Source organism: Acinetobacter sp. IK31 (assembly GCF_035615195.1).
Lineage (GTDB): Bacteria > Pseudomonadota > Gammaproteobacteria > Pseudomonadales > Moraxellaceae > Acinetobacter > Acinetobacter calcoaceticus_C.
Window position 1 is genome coordinate 54,284 of record NZ_JANBOB010000030.1, and the last position, 18,909, is coordinate 73,192.

The 18,909-nt window shown below is 38.8% G+C and carries 17 protein-coding genes; 7 read left to right on the plus strand and 10 right to left on the minus strand.

Translation table 11 applies throughout. The annotated features are described in order from the left end of the window. Window positions 1–60: 60 nt before the first annotated feature. The gene (locus MSG66_RS13755; protein ID WP_133972553.1) at window positions 61–1,017 is read left to right on the plus strand and encodes a ribonuclease Z; all 957 of its coding nucleotides are present in this window, start codon (window positions 61–63) and stop codon (window positions 1,015–1,017) included. A gap of 107 nt (window positions 1,018–1,124) precedes the next feature. Here MSG66_RS13755 and MSG66_RS13760 read toward each other — a convergent pair whose 3' ends face one another. The 4 genes from MSG66_RS13760 to pheA all read right to left on the minus strand — a co-directional run bounded on the left by MSG66_RS13760 (window position 1,125) and on the right by pheA (window position 6,731). Next, window positions 1,125–2,585 (minus strand): aminoacyl-histidine dipeptidase, encoded by a 1,461-nt coding sequence (locus MSG66_RS13760; RefSeq protein WP_324654403.1) that lies wholly within the window; start codon window positions 2,583–2,585, stop codon window positions 1,125–1,127. A 171-nt stretch (window positions 2,586–2,756) separates the two neighbouring features. Then, window positions 2,757–3,140 (minus strand): hypothetical protein, encoded by a 384-nt coding sequence (locus MSG66_RS13765; protein WP_042897158.1) that lies wholly within the window; start codon window positions 3,138–3,140, stop codon window positions 2,757–2,759. 127 nt (window positions 3,141–3,267) lie between these two features. Continuing rightward, complete coding sequence (locus MSG66_RS13770) at window positions 3,268–5,514, minus strand: bifunctional prephenate dehydrogenase/3-phosphoshikimate 1-carboxyvinyltransferase (protein WP_197730993.1); 2,247 nt, start codon at window positions 5,512–5,514, stop codon at window positions 3,268–3,270. Between the two features lie 107 nt (window positions 5,515–5,621). Further along, a complete protein-coding gene (gene pheA, locus MSG66_RS13775) occupies window positions 5,622–6,731 on the minus strand; it encodes a prephenate dehydratase (RefSeq protein ID WP_003650703.1) in 1,110 nt (369 codons plus the stop codon). Between the two features lie 184 nt (window positions 6,732–6,915). Between pheA and MSG66_RS13780 the strand changes: the two genes are divergently transcribed. Further along, window positions 6,916–7,860, plus strand: coding sequence for an alpha/beta hydrolase (locus tag MSG66_RS13780; protein ID WP_324654404.1), 945 nt, complete (start codon window positions 6,916–6,918; stop codon window positions 7,858–7,860). Window positions 7,861–7,966: 106 nt separating this feature from the next. Further along, window positions 7,967–8,593: a hypothetical protein gene (locus MSG66_RS13785; protein WP_202741579.1), complete on the plus strand. Its 627-nt coding sequence runs from the start codon at window positions 7,967–7,969 to the stop codon at window positions 8,591–8,593. Between the two features lie 48 nt (window positions 8,594–8,641). Here MSG66_RS13785 and MSG66_RS13790 read toward each other — a convergent pair whose 3' ends face one another. Together MSG66_RS13790 and MSG66_RS13795 are read right to left on the minus strand one after the other, a co-directional pair. Continuing rightward, window positions 8,642–9,787 (minus strand): acyl-CoA dehydrogenase family protein, encoded by a 1,146-nt coding sequence (locus MSG66_RS13790; protein ID WP_324654405.1) that lies wholly within the window; start codon window positions 9,785–9,787, stop codon window positions 8,642–8,644. Window positions 9,788–9,950: 163 nt separating this feature from the next. Further along, window positions 9,951–11,309 (minus strand): dicarboxylate/amino acid:cation symporter, encoded by a 1,359-nt coding sequence (locus MSG66_RS13795; protein ID WP_324654406.1) that lies wholly within the window; start codon window positions 11,307–11,309, stop codon window positions 9,951–9,953. Between the two features lie 503 nt (window positions 11,310–11,812). On the opposite strand from MSG66_RS13795, the gene MSG66_RS13800 reads away from it, so the two are divergent. Continuing rightward, window positions 11,813–12,808 carry a glycosyl transferase family protein gene (locus MSG66_RS13800; protein ID WP_324654407.1) on the plus strand — a complete coding sequence of 332 codons (996 nt, stop codon included), beginning with the start codon at window positions 11,813–11,815 and terminating at the stop codon, window positions 12,806–12,808. Between the two features lie 39 nt (window positions 12,809–12,847). On the opposite strand, the gene MSG66_RS13805 is transcribed toward MSG66_RS13800, so the two are convergent. The 3 genes from MSG66_RS13805 to MSG66_RS13815 all read right to left on the minus strand — a co-directional run bounded on the left by MSG66_RS13805 (window position 12,848) and on the right by MSG66_RS13815 (window position 14,494). Continuing rightward, window positions 12,848–13,255, minus strand: a complete 408-nt coding sequence (locus MSG66_RS13805; protein ID WP_003650692.1) for a hypothetical protein — start codon at window positions 13,253–13,255, stop codon at window positions 12,848–12,850. A 61-nt stretch (window positions 13,256–13,316) separates the two neighbouring features. After that, window positions 13,317–13,589 carry a YeaC family protein gene (locus MSG66_RS13810; RefSeq protein ID WP_202741576.1) on the minus strand — a complete coding sequence of 91 codons (273 nt, stop codon included), beginning with the start codon at window positions 13,587–13,589 and terminating at the stop codon, window positions 13,317–13,319. Further along, on the minus strand, window positions 13,586–14,494 hold the full coding sequence (locus MSG66_RS13815) for an NAD(+) kinase (RefSeq protein WP_003650688.1): 909 nt from the start codon (window positions 14,492–14,494) through the stop codon (window positions 13,586–13,588). Before MSG66_RS13815 ends, MSG66_RS13810 begins: the two co-directional genes overlap by 4 nt. Before the next feature lie 186 nt (window positions 14,495–14,680). Here MSG66_RS13815 and mrcB point away from each other — a divergent pair, with 186 nt between their 5' ends. Beyond that, on the plus strand, window positions 14,681–17,077 hold the full coding sequence (mrcB, locus tag MSG66_RS13820; RefSeq protein WP_133972531.1) for a penicillin-binding protein 1B: 2,397 nt from the start codon (window positions 14,681–14,683) through the stop codon (window positions 17,075–17,077). A gap of 21 nt (window positions 17,078–17,098) precedes the next feature. Next, the gene (locus MSG66_RS13825) at window positions 17,099–17,650 is read left to right on the plus strand and encodes a tetratricopeptide repeat protein (protein WP_133972529.1); all 552 of its coding nucleotides are present in this window, start codon (window positions 17,099–17,101) and stop codon (window positions 17,648–17,650) included. Between the two features lie 24 nt (window positions 17,651–17,674). On the opposite strand, the gene MSG66_RS13830 is transcribed toward MSG66_RS13825, so the two are convergent. Further along, window positions 17,675–18,574 (minus strand): NUDIX domain-containing protein, encoded by a 900-nt coding sequence (locus MSG66_RS13830; protein WP_324654409.1) that lies wholly within the window; start codon window positions 18,572–18,574, stop codon window positions 17,675–17,677. Window positions 18,575–18,710: 136 nt separating this feature from the next. Here MSG66_RS13830 and hemP point away from each other — a divergent pair, with 136 nt between their 5' ends. After that, entirely contained in the window at window positions 18,711–18,881 is a 171-nt protein-coding gene (gene hemP / locus MSG66_RS13835; protein WP_004643472.1) for a hemin uptake protein HemP, read from the plus strand. Window positions 18,882–18,909: the final 28 nt, after the last annotated feature.

Consider the following 18,909-nt stretch of genomic DNA (forward strand, 5'->3'; position numbering starts at 1 on the left):
ATAAAATTTTATAAGTGTCTATAATATACAATACGCATTTGACTTAAAAATTCCAAGAATATGCTTCATTTTAATTTTTTAGGTACGTCATCGGGTGTACCCACTCTTTCACGCAATGTTTCAGGATTAGCGATTCGTAACAACAAAAATAAGGACTGGATTTTAATTGATGCTGGAGAAGGTACTCAGCACCGCATTCAACAGGCCAGACTTTCGCTACAAAACCTAATTGCCATTTGTATTACACACGTTCACGGCGACCATTGTTATGGTTTAGTTGGTTTACTGGCAAGTGCAGGCATGAATGCCCGTACAAAACCGTTAATAGTCATTGCACCAAAAGAAATTCAGCAATGGTTTGAAATCACTGCCCGACTTACGGATTTGCATTTACCCTACCCAATCAAATTTATTGATGTTAATGAAGCAATACAGCCACAACAGCTCACCGATGAATTCATCGTTCAGGCACATCCATTAAGCCATCGTGTTCCAAGTTTTGCTTTTAGCATTTACATAAAGTCTATGCAGAAAAAGTTAGATATCCAAACTTTAACTCAGCTTGGCGTACCTAAAGGCAAGATTTGGGGTGATTTAAAACAAGGCTACGATGTTGAGTTTGAGGGACAAATCTTAAAATCTAAAGACTTTATCAAAATTCAAAATCAGCAGATTCATGCAATTATAGGTGGTGATAATGATCAGCCTGAACTATTAGCCGATGCTTGCAAAGATGCTCAATTACTCATCCATGAATCAACGTATTTGCAAAAGGTTTTAGATAAAGTAGGCAAAGGACCAATGCACAGCTCTGCAAAAATGGTGGCTGAATTTGCAGAGCAGCAATCTTTGGATAATTTAATTCTGACGCATTTTAGCCCTAGGCATCAGGATAAAGCTGGACAGCAAGCTATTGCTGAAGAAGTCCGCCAGTTTTATAAAGGTCATTTTTATTTAGCAAATGATTTTGATGAGTTTACTTTAAACGAAGCCGGACAACTTTTAAAAATCGAATAAAAATCATATGAGTTATAAAATCGAATTTATCGAGTTAGGTACAAATCATTTTCATGTAAAGGTCAACGTTTAAGAAGCTCACTAATGAGCTTCTTATTTCTAAAAAATTACTTTACAGATGCTAAAGCCGTCACCAACAACTTCCAGCATTTCTCTACCGTATCTACTTTTACTCGCTCACCCGGTGCGTGTGCTCCTTGAATGTCCGGTCCAAATGAAACCATCTGCAAATCAGGATAATGCTCGGCAATAATCCCGCACTCTAGTCCAGCATGAATTACTTTGAGATTTGGCTCGATATTAAAAGCGGTCTGATAGGCTTGCTGTAAGCACTTTAAAGCAGCCGAATCAGGATTTGGTGTCCAACCTGAAACTAACGGTGTGAGTGTAGAGCCAATATTAAATTGACTAAAATGTGCCTGAATTTTCTTTGCAAAATCTTCAGCTTCTTGATTTACCATTGAGCGAACCATTAAAACAGCTTTTCCACCCTCTCGATTTAGTTTTACAACCCCAAGATTATTTGAAGTTTCAACCACGTCTGGTAGAGCCTGACTCATACTTGCAACACCATATGGGCTTGTTGCCAAAGCTTGCAACCATTCGTTTTGCTGTTGCTGAGTAATCACTCCCGTCACGTCAGCGCTATTCGGTTGAATAGTTAATTGCAGATTATCATCAATACCCTGTAGCTGTTTTTTCCATGTCGTTTGATATTCAGCAAGTAACTTTTCTAGTTCTGGTAACTGATTAGGCGAAATTGCAATAGTGGCAACTGCTTCTCTAGGCAACGCATTACGAGCTGAACCACCACTAAACTCAACAAGATGTCCGCCAAATTGTGCTAAATACTCATTTAAAAAGCGAGCTAAAATAACGTTGGCATTGCCACGTCCTAAATGAATATCTACACCAGAATGACCACCTTTGAGGCCTGCAACCTGAATGTTTACAATGGTCAAATTTTCAGGGATTTTTTCATAATTAAGTAGCTGTTCCATTTCAACATCAATACTACCAGCACATCCGAGATATAACTCGCCCCACTCTTCTGTATCAATATTAAACAACCATTTCCCTTTTAGCACACCTGCCTGTAAAAGCCGTGCGCCACTCATGCCAGCTTCTTCATCAACCGTTAAAAGAACTTCAATTGGCCCATGAGCAATATCATTTGAATCTAAAACTGCCAAAGCCAATGCCACCCCAATGCCATTATCTGCACCCAAAGTGGTGTCTTTAGCAATTAACCAGCCATCCTCAAGAACTGGGCGAATCGGGTCTTTAAAGAAGTCGTGTACTGTGCCAGTGTTGGCTTGTGTGACCATATCTAAATGGCCTTGAAGAATCACTCCAGGCACATGCTCTTTACCCGTAGTTGCATTCTTACGAACAATTAAATTTCCTACTTCATCTACGTAAGTTTCTAAATTTCGACTTTCTGCCCAATCTTGCAAATATTGGCGAAGTCGCTGTTCATGTTTTGATGGACGAGGAATTGTGCAAAGTGTTTGAAAATGTTGCCAAACGACTTGAGGAGATAACGCTGCAATATCAACCTGTGTCATGAAAACCACGCTCTAATTATGTAAATATCGTAATAATTTCAATATACACAACACATTAAAGATAGGTAGGGATTTCAGGAAAGATTTTGTATTTTTATATTTAATTTAAATAAAAAATACGGCTTCGTTAAAAAGCCGTATTTAATCGTAGAAACTTATCAATTGTTTTATTTAGCTTTTCCACTCAAATGCTGAAAAGCTTTGATCAGCTTTCAGACTATTTTCAACTGCCTGTGCAAGCTGACGAATGATGCTTTGTGTTTCAATTTTCTCAAACCAATCTTGCTCTTCATCGGGATTGGCAGAAATTTCACACATCAAATGCCCATCATGGTCTGTTTTTTGACAAGTAATAGACAAGGGTAAAAGATGATTATCAATACTGACTTCTACTTTTTCATGTTCATGCACAATATGCTGCGCATCAAAACCATAATGTTCCAATTGTTTAAATAATAAAGCCGCGACATATTCTTGGGTGATATGGCATTCATTTGGTGGATGATCAAGCACCCCATGTTGTGGGCAACTGGCAATAAATTGTAATTTTTTCATCCTTTGTCCTAACACTTTTATCATTATCTGCACTTAGCATAAGCAATAAACAAACAGCAGCCAAGCATTTAGCCCGCTGCTGCCGTTGCTATTGTGTTAGCAATTATAAAATGTGTTAGGTAAAAAGTTATTGGCTAACTTCAATCGTTAAGCCTGCACGATTCGCCAACTCAGTAAAAGTTGGGAAGCTTGTCGCAACTGTTTCCGTACCCTGAATCGTAATCGGACCAGAATTACGAAGGCCTGCCATACTAAAGCTCATGGCAATACGATGGTCATGGTGTGATTCAACTTCACCACCTGTAAAGATTGGTGACCAATCGCCAGACTTACCCTTGCCTTCGATAATAATGCCATCTTCAGTTGGTGTGCAGTCAATGCCCATGATTTTTAAGCCATCTGCCATCACTTGAATGCGGTCAGACTCTTTCACGCGAAGCTCTGCTGCGCCAGTTAATACGGTCTGTCCTTCTGCACAAGCTGCTGCAATAAATAAAGCTGGGAATTCATCAATTGCTAAAGGCACTTGGTCTTCTGGCATATGAATGCCTTTAAGTGTACGCGAGCCTTTAATATGAATATCAGCAATAGGTTCACCGCCTGCAATACGCTCATTTTCAACAGTTAGGTCAGCACCCATTTGTTTTAAAATTTCGATTACACCAGTACGCGTTGGGTTAATACCTACGGCCTCTAGAACAACATCGGCACCTTCAGTAATTGCAGCACCTACCATGAAGAAAGCAGCTGATGAAATATCTGATGGTACTTGAATATCAGTACCTACTAATTTGCCGCCACCAACTAGAGAAATTTTGTTGCCTTCAGTTTTAACATCATAACCAAATGCACGAAGCATACGTTCAGTATGGTCACGTGTTGGCTCTGGTTCTGTCACAGAAATTTCACCTTCAGCCCATAAGCCAGCCAGTAAAATACCAGACTTCACTTGAGCAGATGCCATTGGTAAATCGTATTGAATCGCTTTTAATTGTTGACCGCCAGTAATGCTGACAGGTGGTGTACCTTTTTCACCCGTAGTTCGAATTTGTGCGCCCATTAAACGCAATGGTTTAGCAATACGCTCCATTGGACGTTTAGAAAGTGAAGCATCACCTGTCATGACAGAATCAAACTTTTGAGCTGATAACATACCTGAAAGCAAACGCATGCTTGTTCCAGAGTTGCCCATATATAAAGCACTTACTGGTGCTTTTAAACCATGCATGCCTACACCATGAATAGTCACTTCACCATTGTTAGGACCTTCAATACTTACTCCCATATCACGGAAAGCTTGCAAAGTTGCTAATGCATCTTCACCTTCAAGGAAGCCAGTGACATGAGTAGTGCCTTCGGCAATAGCACCAAACATAATGGAGCGATGTGACACAGATTTGTCACCCGGTACGGTAAATTTACCTTTAAAAGTTTTATTTCCCGGTAAGATACTGAATTGCTGTGTCACCTTATTTTTCTCCATTAAAGGTTTTTTGGCTAACATATGATTGAAGTGCTGACGTGCTGCTTGAGCATGGCCGAGTAAACCCATTAATGCATGAGAATCTTCGTTTTCAATCAATTTTCTAAGTACTGTAAGCTGTTTTTCAAAACCATCTACAGCATTTAATATGGCTGTTTTATTGGCAAAGAAAATGTCATGCCACATTTGTGGATCACTGGCAGCAATCCGCGAAAAGTCACGAAAACCACCTGCTGCATAACGGAAAATATCGAGATTATCTTCACGATTCGCAAGTTGCTCGACCAGATTAAATGCCATTAAATGTGGTAGATGACTCGTATGTGCCAGCACTTCATCATGCTTGGCAACATCCATACAAATGACTTCAGCTTTTGCTGCCGACCAAAGTTGAATCAGTTTATTAACAGCCCATTCTGCACTTGTTGGTAACGGCGTTAAAATCACTTTATGATTTGCAAATAAGTCAACTTTACCCGCGTGAACACCTGTGTGTTCACTACCCGCAATAGGATGCCCCGGTACAAAACCTTCTGGTAAATCTTCACCAAATACAGCTTTCGCTGCATCAACGACATTACCTTTTGTGCTTCCTACATCGGTTAAAATTGTGGTTGCCGACAAATAAGGTTTAATTTGCTCAAGCACTTTTTGTGTAGCACGCACTGGCAAGGCTAAAACGACTAAATCTGCCCCTTTCACGGCTTCAACCGGATCAGAAAATCCTTCGTGTATTAAACCAAGTGATTTTGCATCTTCTAAAGTTTTATGTGAGCGTGTAGATGCCACAATAGTTGTCGCCAACTTTTCTGCAACAATAACACGAGCTAAACTCGACCCGATGAGTCCTAAACCAATAAATGCAACTTTTTTAAATAGGGGTTGTGACATAACTTCAACTTTGCTTTTGCTCAAAGATATTTAAACCATTGAGCAATTTGTTTTTAAGCATAATGACATGCTTATCTTCATGCATGTCATTATTCCAACATAAGTGATTACAGAACAGCGGCAGGATAAGAACCTAAAATACGGATCTCTTTCACCATTGGGCGAATATCATTAATCGCAGCAGCAACATTCTCTTGTTCGATATGCCCTTCTAAATCGATAAAGAATACATATGCCCATTTTTCAGGTAATGCTGGACGAGTCTCAATACTTGTTAAGCTAATATTATGTTTTGCAAATGGCGCTAAAATTTCTAATAAAGCACCCGCACGGTCATGCGCTGAAATCAATAACGATGTTTTATCATTGCCACTTTGTGGAATTTTTTCACGGCCAATGACTAAGAATCGTGTTGTGTTTTCCGGATTATCTTCAATATTGCTATGTAAGATTTCAAGGTTATACATGCCTGCTGCAATATCAGATGCAATCGCTGCCGAATGCCATTCATTACGAATACGACGTGCAGCTTCTGCATTTGAGTTTAAAGCAACGCGCTCAACACCCGGATAATGCGCATCTAACCATTGGCGACATTGAGCCAAAGTTTGTTGATGAGCATAAATCTGCTTAATACTGTCTTTACGTGTATTTTCAGAAACAAGAAATTGATGATGAATACGTAATTCAACTTCACCAATCACATTTAAATTCGATGTTTTGAAGCAATCTAAAGTATGGTTCACAACACCTTCAGATGAGTTCTCGACTGGAACCACACCGTAATGTGCACTGCCTGCTTCCACTTCACGGAAGACTTCATCAATGGTTGGAAGTGGACGTACAACCGCATCTTTACCAAAATGCTTAAGCACAGCAGACTGAGTAAAAGTCCCTTCTGGTCCTAAAAATGCAATACTTTGCGGCGCTTCTAAAGCAAGGCAAGCAGACATAATTTCACGGAACAAACGCGCCATGGTTACATCAGACAAAGGACCTTGGTTGCGCTCCATGACTTTACGTAATACCTGCGCTTCACGCTCAGGACGATAAAACAAAGGATTCTCTTCAGAAGCAAATTTAGCTTTTGCAACAGCTTCAGCAAGGCTTGCGCGTCGATTTAATAATTCTTGAATCTGTTGATCTACGCTATCAATATCTTCGCGAATTTGTTCTAAACTAAGAGAAGTCGTTTTGTTTTGATCATCGTTGATCATTAGAATGCAGCCTCAGTAAAATCATCTTTTAAACGAGAGTATAACAATAGTCTGCTTTGATTTGTTAGGCAATATGGCTGTAAGAGCTTTTTTCATTAACCTTTTTGCTCACATTTCTTTGATCACTTTATTTGATAATGATTTTCATTTATCATTTGTGTTATAAATTTTACTATTGTCCATTATGCATAACTCATTTTTCTTTTTACCTTGCTGTTTTCTTCTGAGCTCTTTAATAAGTTGTGCTGCTTTAGCTCAAAATCCTATACAAAATCAATCAAAAATCGTTTTTCAAAATAATCAGGCACAATTTCAAATTAAATCTAAAAATACAGGCCATGATTATTTAATTCAAATCTATAAACCACCCGTTGCCCCACCACAACATGGTTATCCGGTACTTTATATTTTAGATGGAAATGCAACCTTTCCAAGTGCAGTCAATATCGCTCAATCTATTGGCGCTGGTTCTACAAAATTAGGTTTAGGCCCGCTGATGATCGTCGCGGTCGGTTACCCTAAACAAAAAACTTTTGATGCACAAAAACGTGCTTATGATTACACGCCAAAACCTTCTGCTGAATTTCAGGCACAAGGTAAATATAAATATGGTGGTGCTGACCAGTTCATCGCATTTTTAAACGATGAGCTCAAACCAGAAATCGCCAAACAGTTTCCAATGAATAGCCAACAACAGAGCCTATATGGACATTCTTTTGGCGGCTTATTTGTGCTTTATCATTTTTTTCAAAAGCCTGCTGCGTTCCAGCGTTACTTTGCTGCAAGCCCATCTCTCTGGTTTGATCAAGGCATGCTATTTCAAAAGTTGAATCAATGGCAAACTCAAAAACCACTCACAGCGCCAATGCTCATGACCACAGTCGGTACACACGAACAAGGCGGGCCTCGCACTCAACTTACAAATAGATTTAACGAAACAGATTTCTTTAAAGCTCTTGAAAATAAACGTTCAGATCAGTTTACTTATTGGCATTTTTACAATCCTGCTGAACAGCATATTACTAATTTATATAGTAGCTTACCGAAAGCACTTATGTTTGCTTCGTGCCAAAACTTAGAAAGCTGTAAGTCTTTATTTGATGAGCCTACAAAGCAAGCTGCTAAATAAAACATACCTAAATGAAAGAGAAGCATGCCACCTCTCTTAAAGATAGATCTATCAAAGCATAGATTGGTTATACTGCTTAAAGATGTCATAACAACAGTAAAATAGAATGAATAAAATTATTGTTTTAGGTCTGCTAAGTTTTATGAGTATCAGCTTAACTGCCTGTGGGGGATGTTCAACACTTGCGGGTTGTAATGGTAGTGATCGTTCCCCGTACTATATCACTTCTGTGAGCAATCAAATCCGAGGTATTACTTTACCGCCTAAAACCAAACTCACTTATCAATCACAACATTTTAAGCAGGAATATGAACAAGCGCATGCATTAAAAGAGAAAAATTTAACTAGCATCACTTTGCCAGAACATACTGCAATCGTTTGGGGTGGTATGCCTGTAGACATGTTTGTGCAATTTGCCAATCCCGAGATGAAAGGATTTTCGGTTTATCCAGTACGAGGATTTAGAACAGAATTATCAAATGAGTTTTTACGTTTATGGAAAAGCTGTGAAAGCGATTTAAATATTAATTTAAAGAATCCAAATGACTGGACTTTTAATCCTGAAAATATGGAAATAATTGGTTGTAGTGTCAATATTCAAAAGCGTAGCACCTACACCGAAGATTCAGTTCGTCAAGATGAAGCCGATGAGTTTTTAAGAAAGATTAATCATGCATTACACCAACTACCGAAACAACAAAACTATCCTGTACTTCATCGACCTACAAAGTAACCCAAAAAAGCCTGCTCGAAGACAGGCTTTTTTTTTAAACCTATTTAATTAGGCTTTACCAATTAATCCACGTGCTACGATTTCTTTCATAATCTCGTTTGTACCACCGTAAATACGTTGAATACGAGCATCTACAAAGAAACGTGAAATTGGATATTCGGTCATATAGCCATAACCACCAAAAAGTTGGAGCAAATTATCTGCGACTTTCATTTGCATATCGCTACTGAAACTTTTCAATGCCGCAGCCGTTTCAACATCAAGTTTGCCTTCTTGATATAAAGCAACGTTTCTTTCATAAAAAGCCGCTGTAGCAAGTTCATCAATTTTTGCTTGTGCCAAAACAAAACGGGTATTTTGGAATTGTGAAATGGGTTGACCAAATGCTTGGCGTTCTTTTACATACGCTGTTGCCAAATCAATTGCACCGCGAATTGCCCCAATTGCAGTAGATGCAATGGCAGTACGTTCACGTGGTAATTCTTGCATTAAATAAGCAAAACCTTGCCCCGCTTGACCAAGCAACTGATCTTTCGGTACTTTCACATTATCAAAAAACAGCTCAGAGGTATCTTGAGAATGTAGGCCGATTTTGTCGAGGTTGGTTCCTTTTTTAAAGCCTTCTAAGTGAGTGTCAGCTAATAATAATGAAACACCTTTTGCACGCGCTTGAGGATCTGTTTTTACTGCAAGTACAACAAGATCAGCATGTTGTCCATTTGAAATAAATGTTTTTGAACCATTTAATAAATAATAATCGTCTTGCAAGATGGCACTGGTACGCATTGATTGTAAATCCGAACCTGCTCCAGGTTCAGTCATACCAATTGCACCAACGACTTCACCTGTTACCATTTTCGGTAGCCAGTATTGTTTTTGCTCTTCTGTCCCGATGTGTAAAATATAGGGTGCAGCAATTTCAGAGTGGCAAGAAATGGCTGTTGATAATGCACAAAAACCAGCACGTGCAGACTCTTCAACGAGCATTAACGAATAGTATGTTGGAACGCCATAACCACCATATTCTTCTGGAATATCCACGCATAAATAGCCATTTTCACCCAGTTGATTCCAAACTGAACGAGGCATGATTCCTTCGCGTTCCCATTGGTCGTAGTGAGGCGCAATATGCTCACTCATAAAACGTTTAAAATTATCACGGAATAATTCTAAATCTGCATCGTATGCCAACATAATATTTTCCTTCAGCTTTATTGTTTTATCAAATCTCGTTGTTGTGCATGCTAATCATTTTTTTAGCAACTGTCATGGCATAGCCGCTCATTAAAACTGTACTTTTCAGTCAGCCAATAAAAAAGGAAGCTTTAGCTTCCTTTTTTATATAGATTTATTTGAATTAATCTAGACCTTCAGCGACTTGAGGACTTTTTGGTTCCATCATTTTTCTGTCGACTTCATCCGGATTATTTAAGGCATCGTTGAGCTTATCTTTATCTAAAGCACCAACCCATTTAGCTACCACAATCGTTGCTAAAGAGTTACCAACAAGGTTAGTTAAAGCACGGGCTTCTGACATGAAGCGGTCAATACCTAAAATCAATGCCAAACCTGCAACTGGAATATGTCCTACTGCAGATAAAGTTGCTGCCATCACAATAAAACCAGAGCCAGTTACACCTGCCGCACCCTTAGATGAAATTAAGAGGACCAGCAATAAAGTGATCTGATGTTGAATATCAAGCTGGGTATTCGTTGCCTGAGCAATAAAGATTGCAGCCATAGTCAAATAAATTGACGTACCATCAAGGTTAAATGAATAACCTGTTGGAATGACTAAACCGACAACTGATTTTTCACAGCCTGCAATTTCGAGTTTACGCAACATGCGAGGCAGAACAGATTCAGAAGAAGATGTACCCAGTACAATTAATAGCTCTTCGCGAATCAGGCGAATCATTTTGAGGATACTGAATCCACTCATACGGCTGATTGTACCCAAAATCAAGAAGATAAAGAGTAGACACGTAATATAGAAGCAGAGAATTAATTGCCCTAATTGTACAAGTGAACCAACGCCATATTTACCGATGGTGAATGCCATCGCACCAAATGCACCAATTGGAGCCAGTTTCATGACCATATTCACAATGTTAAAGAACACATGTGCAACTTGATCAATAAATTTTAAAACTGGACGTCCAGCATCACCTAACTTATGTAAAGCAAACCCAAAAAGAATTGCAAAAAGAAGGACTTGTAAGATTTCACCATTTGCAAATGCGCCAACAACCGTATCAGGAATGATGTGCATTAAGAAATCAATGGTAGATTGTGACTCACCAGAACTGACGTATTTTTGAATGCCCGAGGTGTCTAGCGTTGTAGGATCGATATTCATTCCTACACCTGGTTTAGCAATGTTAATTACAACAAGGCCAATCAGAAGTGCAACTGTTGAAACGATCTCAAAGTATAATAATGCAACACCGCCCGTTTTCCCGACTGACTTCATGCTTTCCATGCCAGCAATACCGCTTACCACGGTACAGAAAATAACAGGGGCAATGATCATCTTGATCAAACGAATAAAGGCATCACCTAATGGCTTGAGTTGCTCACCTAAACCTGGGATATGTTGTTCGACACCATTGACAATTTGCGTTGTGCTTGGGGAAAAATGCCCCACCAAAACACCCGCAATAATTGCAACAATCACTTGAAAATAAAGTGATTTATAAATCGGTTTTTTAGCCATAACTTTACTTCAATCTATATTTCCAAGTCCGTTGGAAATACCAAAATGAAACGTCTATTCTTTACGAATACACAGCCCTAACCTTTTACAATAACACCGCAAAAGGGAAACGGTTCTTTGTAAACAAAAAACCTTCCTACTACCTCAATGAAAACAAAAAAGTTGTTTTCTAAAACAGGAGAATACCTGAAGTTTCTAACCACTTTGAGTAGTTAGAAATAACCTCTTACTCTTTCAATAAAAAGCTGAAGATATAGGAGAATCACAGAAAATTATGATATGAGTGCTCAAAAAAGCACAAGAAAGTTTACTCGAATTAAATAACAATTCGGTTAATTTTTTGGCTAATACGCATAAAAAACACTCAGGAAGCTCTAAGACTTTAGTATAAGAAACACTTTTGATATTTTTTCAGCGGTTTTTTATGTCATATTGATTAAACACTTGTGGACATTTCATTTTGAGCTGCCTACATCCCACATTTTTATTGCTTTTGAACTATGATGAATACTAAACGTAATATTTATAAAGATGCTGAACACCCCTTTGCTCAATATGTCCGTATTTTAGGGAAAGGAAAAAGTGGTTCACGCTCTTTAAGCTATGAAGAAGCTTATCAGGCATTTACCATGATTTTAAAAGGTGAAGTGCTTGATGTGCAGTTAGGTGCTTTTTTAATGCTGCTTCGGGTTAAAGAAGAATCTATTGATGAACTCGCGGGATTTGTTCAAGCGACTAGAGACCAGCTTAATTTTAAGCCTTTAGATGTCGATCTAGACTGGTCATCCTATGCAGGTAAACGTAAACATTACCCATGGTTTTTATTAGCAGCCCTTACCCTTGCACAGCACGGTTATAAAATTGTCATGCACGGCGCATCTGGTCACACACTGAATCGAGTTTATACCGAGCAGGTTTTAGAATATCTTGATTATCCAATTTGTCATTCAGAACAAGAAGTGTGTATTCAGTTAGCAGAGCAAAATTTCGCTTACTTACCTTTAGACGTGATTTCACCTGTTTTAAGTGAACTGATTTCTTTAAGAAATGTGATGGGATTACGTTCACCTATTCATACTTTAGCTCGTTTAATAAATCCTTTTAATGCGAAAGCCACCTTACAAGCGATATTCCATCCAGCTTACCGCACTTCGCATCAACATAGTGCACTGCGCCTAGGCTATCAAAATAGTGCAGTCATTAAGGGTGAAGGCGGTGAATTTGAGCGAAATCCGGATGCAAAAACACTCATTTGTGGCATTAAAAATGGTGAACTCTACGAGCATGAATTGCCAAAGCTCACGCCAGAACGTAGCCCAATTGAAGAAGAATTAGATTTAGCAACTTTTAAATCAGTATGGCTTGGTCAACAACATCACGAATATGGTGAAATGGCAGTAACAGAAACTATCGGAATTGCTTTATATACCATGGGAGTTGTTGCTAGTTTTGAAGAGGCAATGCTGAAAGCAAAAGCGTTATGGAATAGTCGTTTCTAATATATGAATGACCAAGGTTATATCGGATAGCCTTGGTTTTTAAGGTTCAATATAATAAAAATCTGGCCAAAATGGATATTCCTGGCCTGAAGAATGAATATTTCTTAGTTTCAAGTGATCACCTATTTTGATTGTAATCTTATTAGAATCGTAGGACCCCGAAAGATAAGCATCTCGTTGTTGACCAATAAGTGTCTTACAATATAAATGATGCGCTTTGATCTTTTGGGAGCTTCGTATTGTTTGCGACTCCAGCACCTGAATCCCAATCAATAACATGGGATAACCGTCGTTCTTTATACTTGTATATTTAGCTTGAGGTGAAGTGTATTTCCGACTCGCAACAACCTTCACGTTGAGTAAACATTCAATCGGCTGTTTGGCTAATGCAGCACCACTAAACAATATTAGAAATAATAGTACGTAAATAGGTTTTAAACGTTTCATAGGATTCTTTATTATATTTTGATAAACATAAAAAAGCCCAGTAATCACTGAGCTTCTTAAATTAAACAAAACGAATTGGCTTAAATTCTGGCTCATGCTTGTGATGATCATCTTCACAAACTTCACCTTCTTCTTTCTTACCGCGGTCAATATAACCAGTACGTTCTTCTTCCGGTAAGTTCTTTAATTCCCAAGCGATGACAGCTTGCATACAAGTTTCACGCTGCTCTTTTGTTAAAACAACGCCATTTGGCCATTTACCAATTTCTACTGCTGTTTTTAAACGCTCTACAATTTCAGGGTTTAAAACAGATAGCATTTGTGCAATATTCATGATTCATCTCTTTGAAAAGATTCAAAATCTTGGTTCCAACCAAGTTTGGTACGGCAGGCCATATAGAAATCATAACCTGGTGGATGCAATAAACTTAGTTTAAATGGATGTTTACGGATGTGTAAACTATCTCCGACATTCAGCGATATACTATGTTGTCCATCAGCACTCACCATCGGCAAAACTCGATTTTCGCGAATAACAATTTTAATTTCGCTTTGCCCGCCGACTACGATGGGACGTGATGACAATGTATGGGGATGCATAGGAACTAATGCAATCGCATCCATACTTGGATGTAAAATTGGTCCACCACCTGATAAAGCATAGGCAGTTGATCCTGTGGGAGTCGAAACAATTAAACCATCGCTATGCTGGCGATAAACATATTGACCATCAATGTTGAGTTCAAAGTCAATCATATGGACGGACTTACCCGAATGCAAAACAACATCATTTAAAGCGATTGCATCATAAATAACTTCGCCATTTGTTCGTACTTCCATTTCAAGTAAGAAACGGCGATCAAGTTGAAAATGCCCTTGAAGGACTTGATCAAGTTTAAAAATAGCTTCTGAAGGTTTGATATCTGTTAAAAAACCTAGTCGTCCACGGTTGATGCCTATTACAGGCGTATTGTAACGGACCAACGCTCTCGCCGCATGGAGTAGCGAACCATCGCCTCCAACCACAATAACTAAATCAGCAACTTCACCTAATAAATGGCGACTTACTATCTGTGCATGATCATAAGGCACTAATTCGGCTGTTTCCTGATCAAAAATGGGGTTCAAACCTAAGTTCAACAAATGATCATGAATTAAACATAGTGTTTCTACAACTGATGATTTATCTGGTCGACCGATTAACCCGACGTTTCTGAAGGACTTATGTGAAATTTGCACGAATGAGTAAGCTCCGCTGCGATACTCGCCTATAATAACATTAACCCGATTAATTTAAAAAAACATAACTACAAGATGCTGTAAAATTCAATCTAACTTTTCCAATTATTCACAGTTTTATCATTGCAAATTGATGACAAGCTATCGCATCATTACAGACATTGTTAGGGTTTTTATCTCATTTTTATGAAGTTTGAACGTGGTATCGGTTTCTTTGCACTAATCTTTTCGATTTTAATCATTGGTGCTTTTATTGCTCTTAGTATCTATCTGATTCGTCTAGATAATATTATCCGTGAAAAATTTGAAGGACAGCGTTGGGATATTCCTGCCAAAGTGTTTGCACGACCTTTGGAAATTTATAACAACGCACCTATTTCTCAAGCAAATTTCACTCAAGAATTAAAGCTATTGGGTTACAAAACTTCAAGTAATTATGACAAGTCTGGAAGTTATGTTGCTCAAGGCAGCAATATGTATATCCACACACGTGGTTTTGACTACGGTGATAGTGTTGAACCAGAGCAAGTACTAGAGTTAAGTTTTGCCAATGATCAAGTTGTTGAAGTTCGAAGTACCAAACCTTCTTCAACAGGCGTTGCGCGCTTAGAACCGCTACTCATTGGAGGAATTTATCCTCAACACAATGAAGACCGTGTACTCATTAAACTGAATAATGTCCCTAAACCACTCATTGAAGCGTTAATTTCTACAGAAGATCGCAATTTTTATCATCATCATGGTATTTCAATTCGCGGTACGGCTCGTGCATTGGTCAGTAATGTCACAGGTGGAAAACGTCAAGGTGGATCAACCCTGACTCAGCAATTAGTTAAAAATTTCTATCTCACTCCAGAACGCACATTAAAACGTAAAGTTAATGAGGCGTTAATGGCTTTACTCATCGAACTGCATTACAGCAAAGATGAAATTTTAGAAGCATATTTAAATGAAGTAAACCTTGGTCAAAATGGTAGCTATTCAATTAATGGCTATGGTTTGGCTTCACAATTTTATTTCGGTTTACCGCTACGTGAACTTAGTGTTGCACAACAAGCTTATTTAGTAGGTTTGGTTCAAGGTCCTTCTTTATATAACCCTTGGAAAAACCCTGAAGGTGCAAAAAAACGCCGCGATACCGTGTTAAATAATATGCGTGTGATGGGTTATTTAACTCAAGCCGAATATGAAGATGAAATTGCACGTCCTTTAAATGTGTTAAGTAAACCAAGTTTAGGCCCTGCAAAATTCCCAGACTTTTTAGATATTGTCCGTCGTCAATTACGTACAGAGTATCAAGAAAGTGATTTAACCAATCAGGGATTACGTATTTTTACGACCTTAGATCCAATTACTCAAACTCAAGTTCAAAACGCATTTAAAGCTTCAGTAGATCGTTTGGCTAACAGTAATCCAGCGCGTTTGAAAAACTTACAAGGCGCGGTACTGATTGCACACCCTGAAAATGGCGAGTTAGTTGCAGCGGTTGGTTCTACACAAGACTTCACTGGTTTTAACCGTGCTTTAGATGCGAAACGTCAAGTCGGTTCTTTATTGAAACCTGTGATTTATTTAAGTGCTATTGAATCTGGACGCTATAACTGGGCAAGCCAAATTGAAGATGCGCCGATTAGTGTTCCTGTAGATGGAGGAAAAAGCTGGACTCCTAAAAACTACAGTGGTGGTGGACATGGTGTAGTCAGCCTGAGTGAAGCATTAGCAAATTCATATAACCTATCTGCTGTACGCATGGGTCAAGAATTTGGTCTATCTACATTTAGCAATAATTTAAGAAAGTTTGGTGTTGAATCAACAATTCCTGCCTACCCTTCAATTTTCCTTGGGGCAGTCAATATGTCACCAATGGAAGTGCTCGGAATCTATGAGAACTTCGCTACAGGTGGTTTTAAATATCCAACTCGTGCAATTCGATCTGTCGTAGACGCGAATGGTCGTTTGCTTGACCGTTATGGCCTTAATGTTCAACAAACGATTGATCCTTCTGTCGGCTATATTATGAATTATGGCCTACAACAGGTGATGTCTTCGGGTACTGGTCGTGCAGCTTATAGCAGCTTATCTCCAGCGTTAAAATTGGCAGGTAAATCAGGTACGACTAACGACACACGTGATTCATGGTTTGCAGGTTACTCAGGTAATCACGTTGCTGTCGTATGGTTAGGTTTAGATGACAACAAAGTTACTGGCCTAACGGGCTCATCTGGTGCATTGCCCGTATGGATTAATGTGATGAAGCAATTACGTCAGACTCCTGTAAATATACGTCAGCCAGACACTGTACAGTGGCAGTGGATTGATCGTGCATCAGGTGATTTATCTGCGCAGGCTTGTGATGGTGCTATGTATATTCCGATGCTAACGCACACGGTTCCACATCGTGCTACGCCATGTGGAGCGCCGTATTATCAAGTTGATCCAACATATACGCCACAAAGTGATAACACAACGCTTGACTCTCAGGATGATAATACCGACAGTTATATTCGTGAAAGTGAAAGCCAGATGGAACAAGATCTGTCAAACAACTCACGAGTCATTTCAAGTGGTAGTTATAACAACTAAGCGTTAACAGGAAAGTAGGATATGTTGAAGAAAGGTGTTTTTTATATTGGTGCTGTTCTTATGGTTGGCTGTACAACTTTGCCTGATCATTCTGACTCCAAAGAGAAAACACCAACCCCGCCAGTGAAGAAAAATACGGAAACTCCATCGGGTGTAAAAATTACACCTTATGAGCATCCAGAAATTCACCGCAAGAACTTGCAGGTTATTGTTCCGCAGCAAAAGAAACTTCAACGCTTTAATGATGATGGAAGTCAGTTACCTGCATTTAAAGTGTTAATGCAAAAGACACAACAAGCTTACAAAAATCAGCAATGGTCAGAAGCTGAAAGCTATGCACTTCAAGCACAGCGTTTAGCACCACAAGCAGCTGAGACTTATTTATTTCTTGCCCTTACAGCAAATCATAAACAGCAATATTCTAATGCTGAGTCTTTAGCACGACGTGGTTTAAGTTTTGCCCAAAGTCAGGCCATGAAAAAGCAGCTTTGGTTGACCATTTTAAAAGCTGGGCAACAACGTAATAATCAAAAAACTGTTCAAGAAGCGCAAAAAGCATTAAAAGCTCTCTAGCTTTTAATGCTTTTTATTTTCTTATTAGAAATTACGAATGCCTGCTAGGCCATATGCACCATGCTGCTGTGCAGTGGCTAAATCATCAGGATGCGCTCCTCCCAATGCAAAAACTGGAATCTGGCTTTTTTGGGCTAGATCAGCAAAGCGTTCCCACCCTAATGCCACAGCTTCTGGATGAGTTGCTGTTGGTTGTATAGGACTAATAAAAACAGCATCACAACCAATCTGCTCAGCCTGCTTTAAAGAAACTGCATCATGACAAGCGGCAATATAACGTACGCCTACTGTTAAGTCGCCCTTATGCAAATTCATGAGCTGAGATTGTTTTAAATGAACAGTCTTAATCTGCTTTTTTAATTCAGGGCCCAACTGCTGCCAAATATCTGTATTAATAATTAAGTTTGATAACTGATTTTCATCTAAAGCACTTAATTGCTCTATATATTGCTGCTCAGATTCATCTTCTATACGCCAGTACAATAAAGTATTGCTACTCTCTACAGGTGTAAGCATATGGCTGATTTTGATGAGATGAGGCCAATAGAGTCGCTTTATGATGTCTTTATTGGCTTTTGGAAAGTTTAAGTGAAGTAGCTGTTCCCGTGTGTACCATGCCCATGGTTGATGAATAAGATTTAATAATTCATCAGGCACATAACTATGGAATAAATGTAAATTGACAATAATGTCGTCATATTCATGGTGAATATAATCAAATTGATGCCAATCTTTTAAACCGATACCGACTTCTTCATAGATTTCACGGCGACAGGCTTCTTCGGGTGTTTCCCCCTGCTCAACCTTTCCTCCAGGAAACTCATGCTTTCCACCTTGATGCTGCTGCTCCCCGCGCCATCCGACTAATATTTTTCCACGATGAATTAAGATGGCTATTGCAACATCAACGATCGGTTTAGGCATTTTTCTACTCTCTAAAACTTTTCTCAAGTGTAAGCAAATTTTATCATTTTATAAAATCTTTAAAATATCATTGACAGACCTATTCGATAATGATTATCATTTAAATCGTTCAAGAATATACCACGGAGCACAACAAATGAACGCACCTTTTAGCTTATTTACCCGTAACAATGAAACAGCTCATGCCTTACCAATGTTACATTCTAACAACCTCTTTGCATTAGGCCGTGAAATCCGCATTATGCATGCTGGTGAGGAATATCGTTTACGCCTCACTCGCAATAATCGTCTAATTTTAACTAAATAAAAATACACTCGCGTTTCAATAATATTCG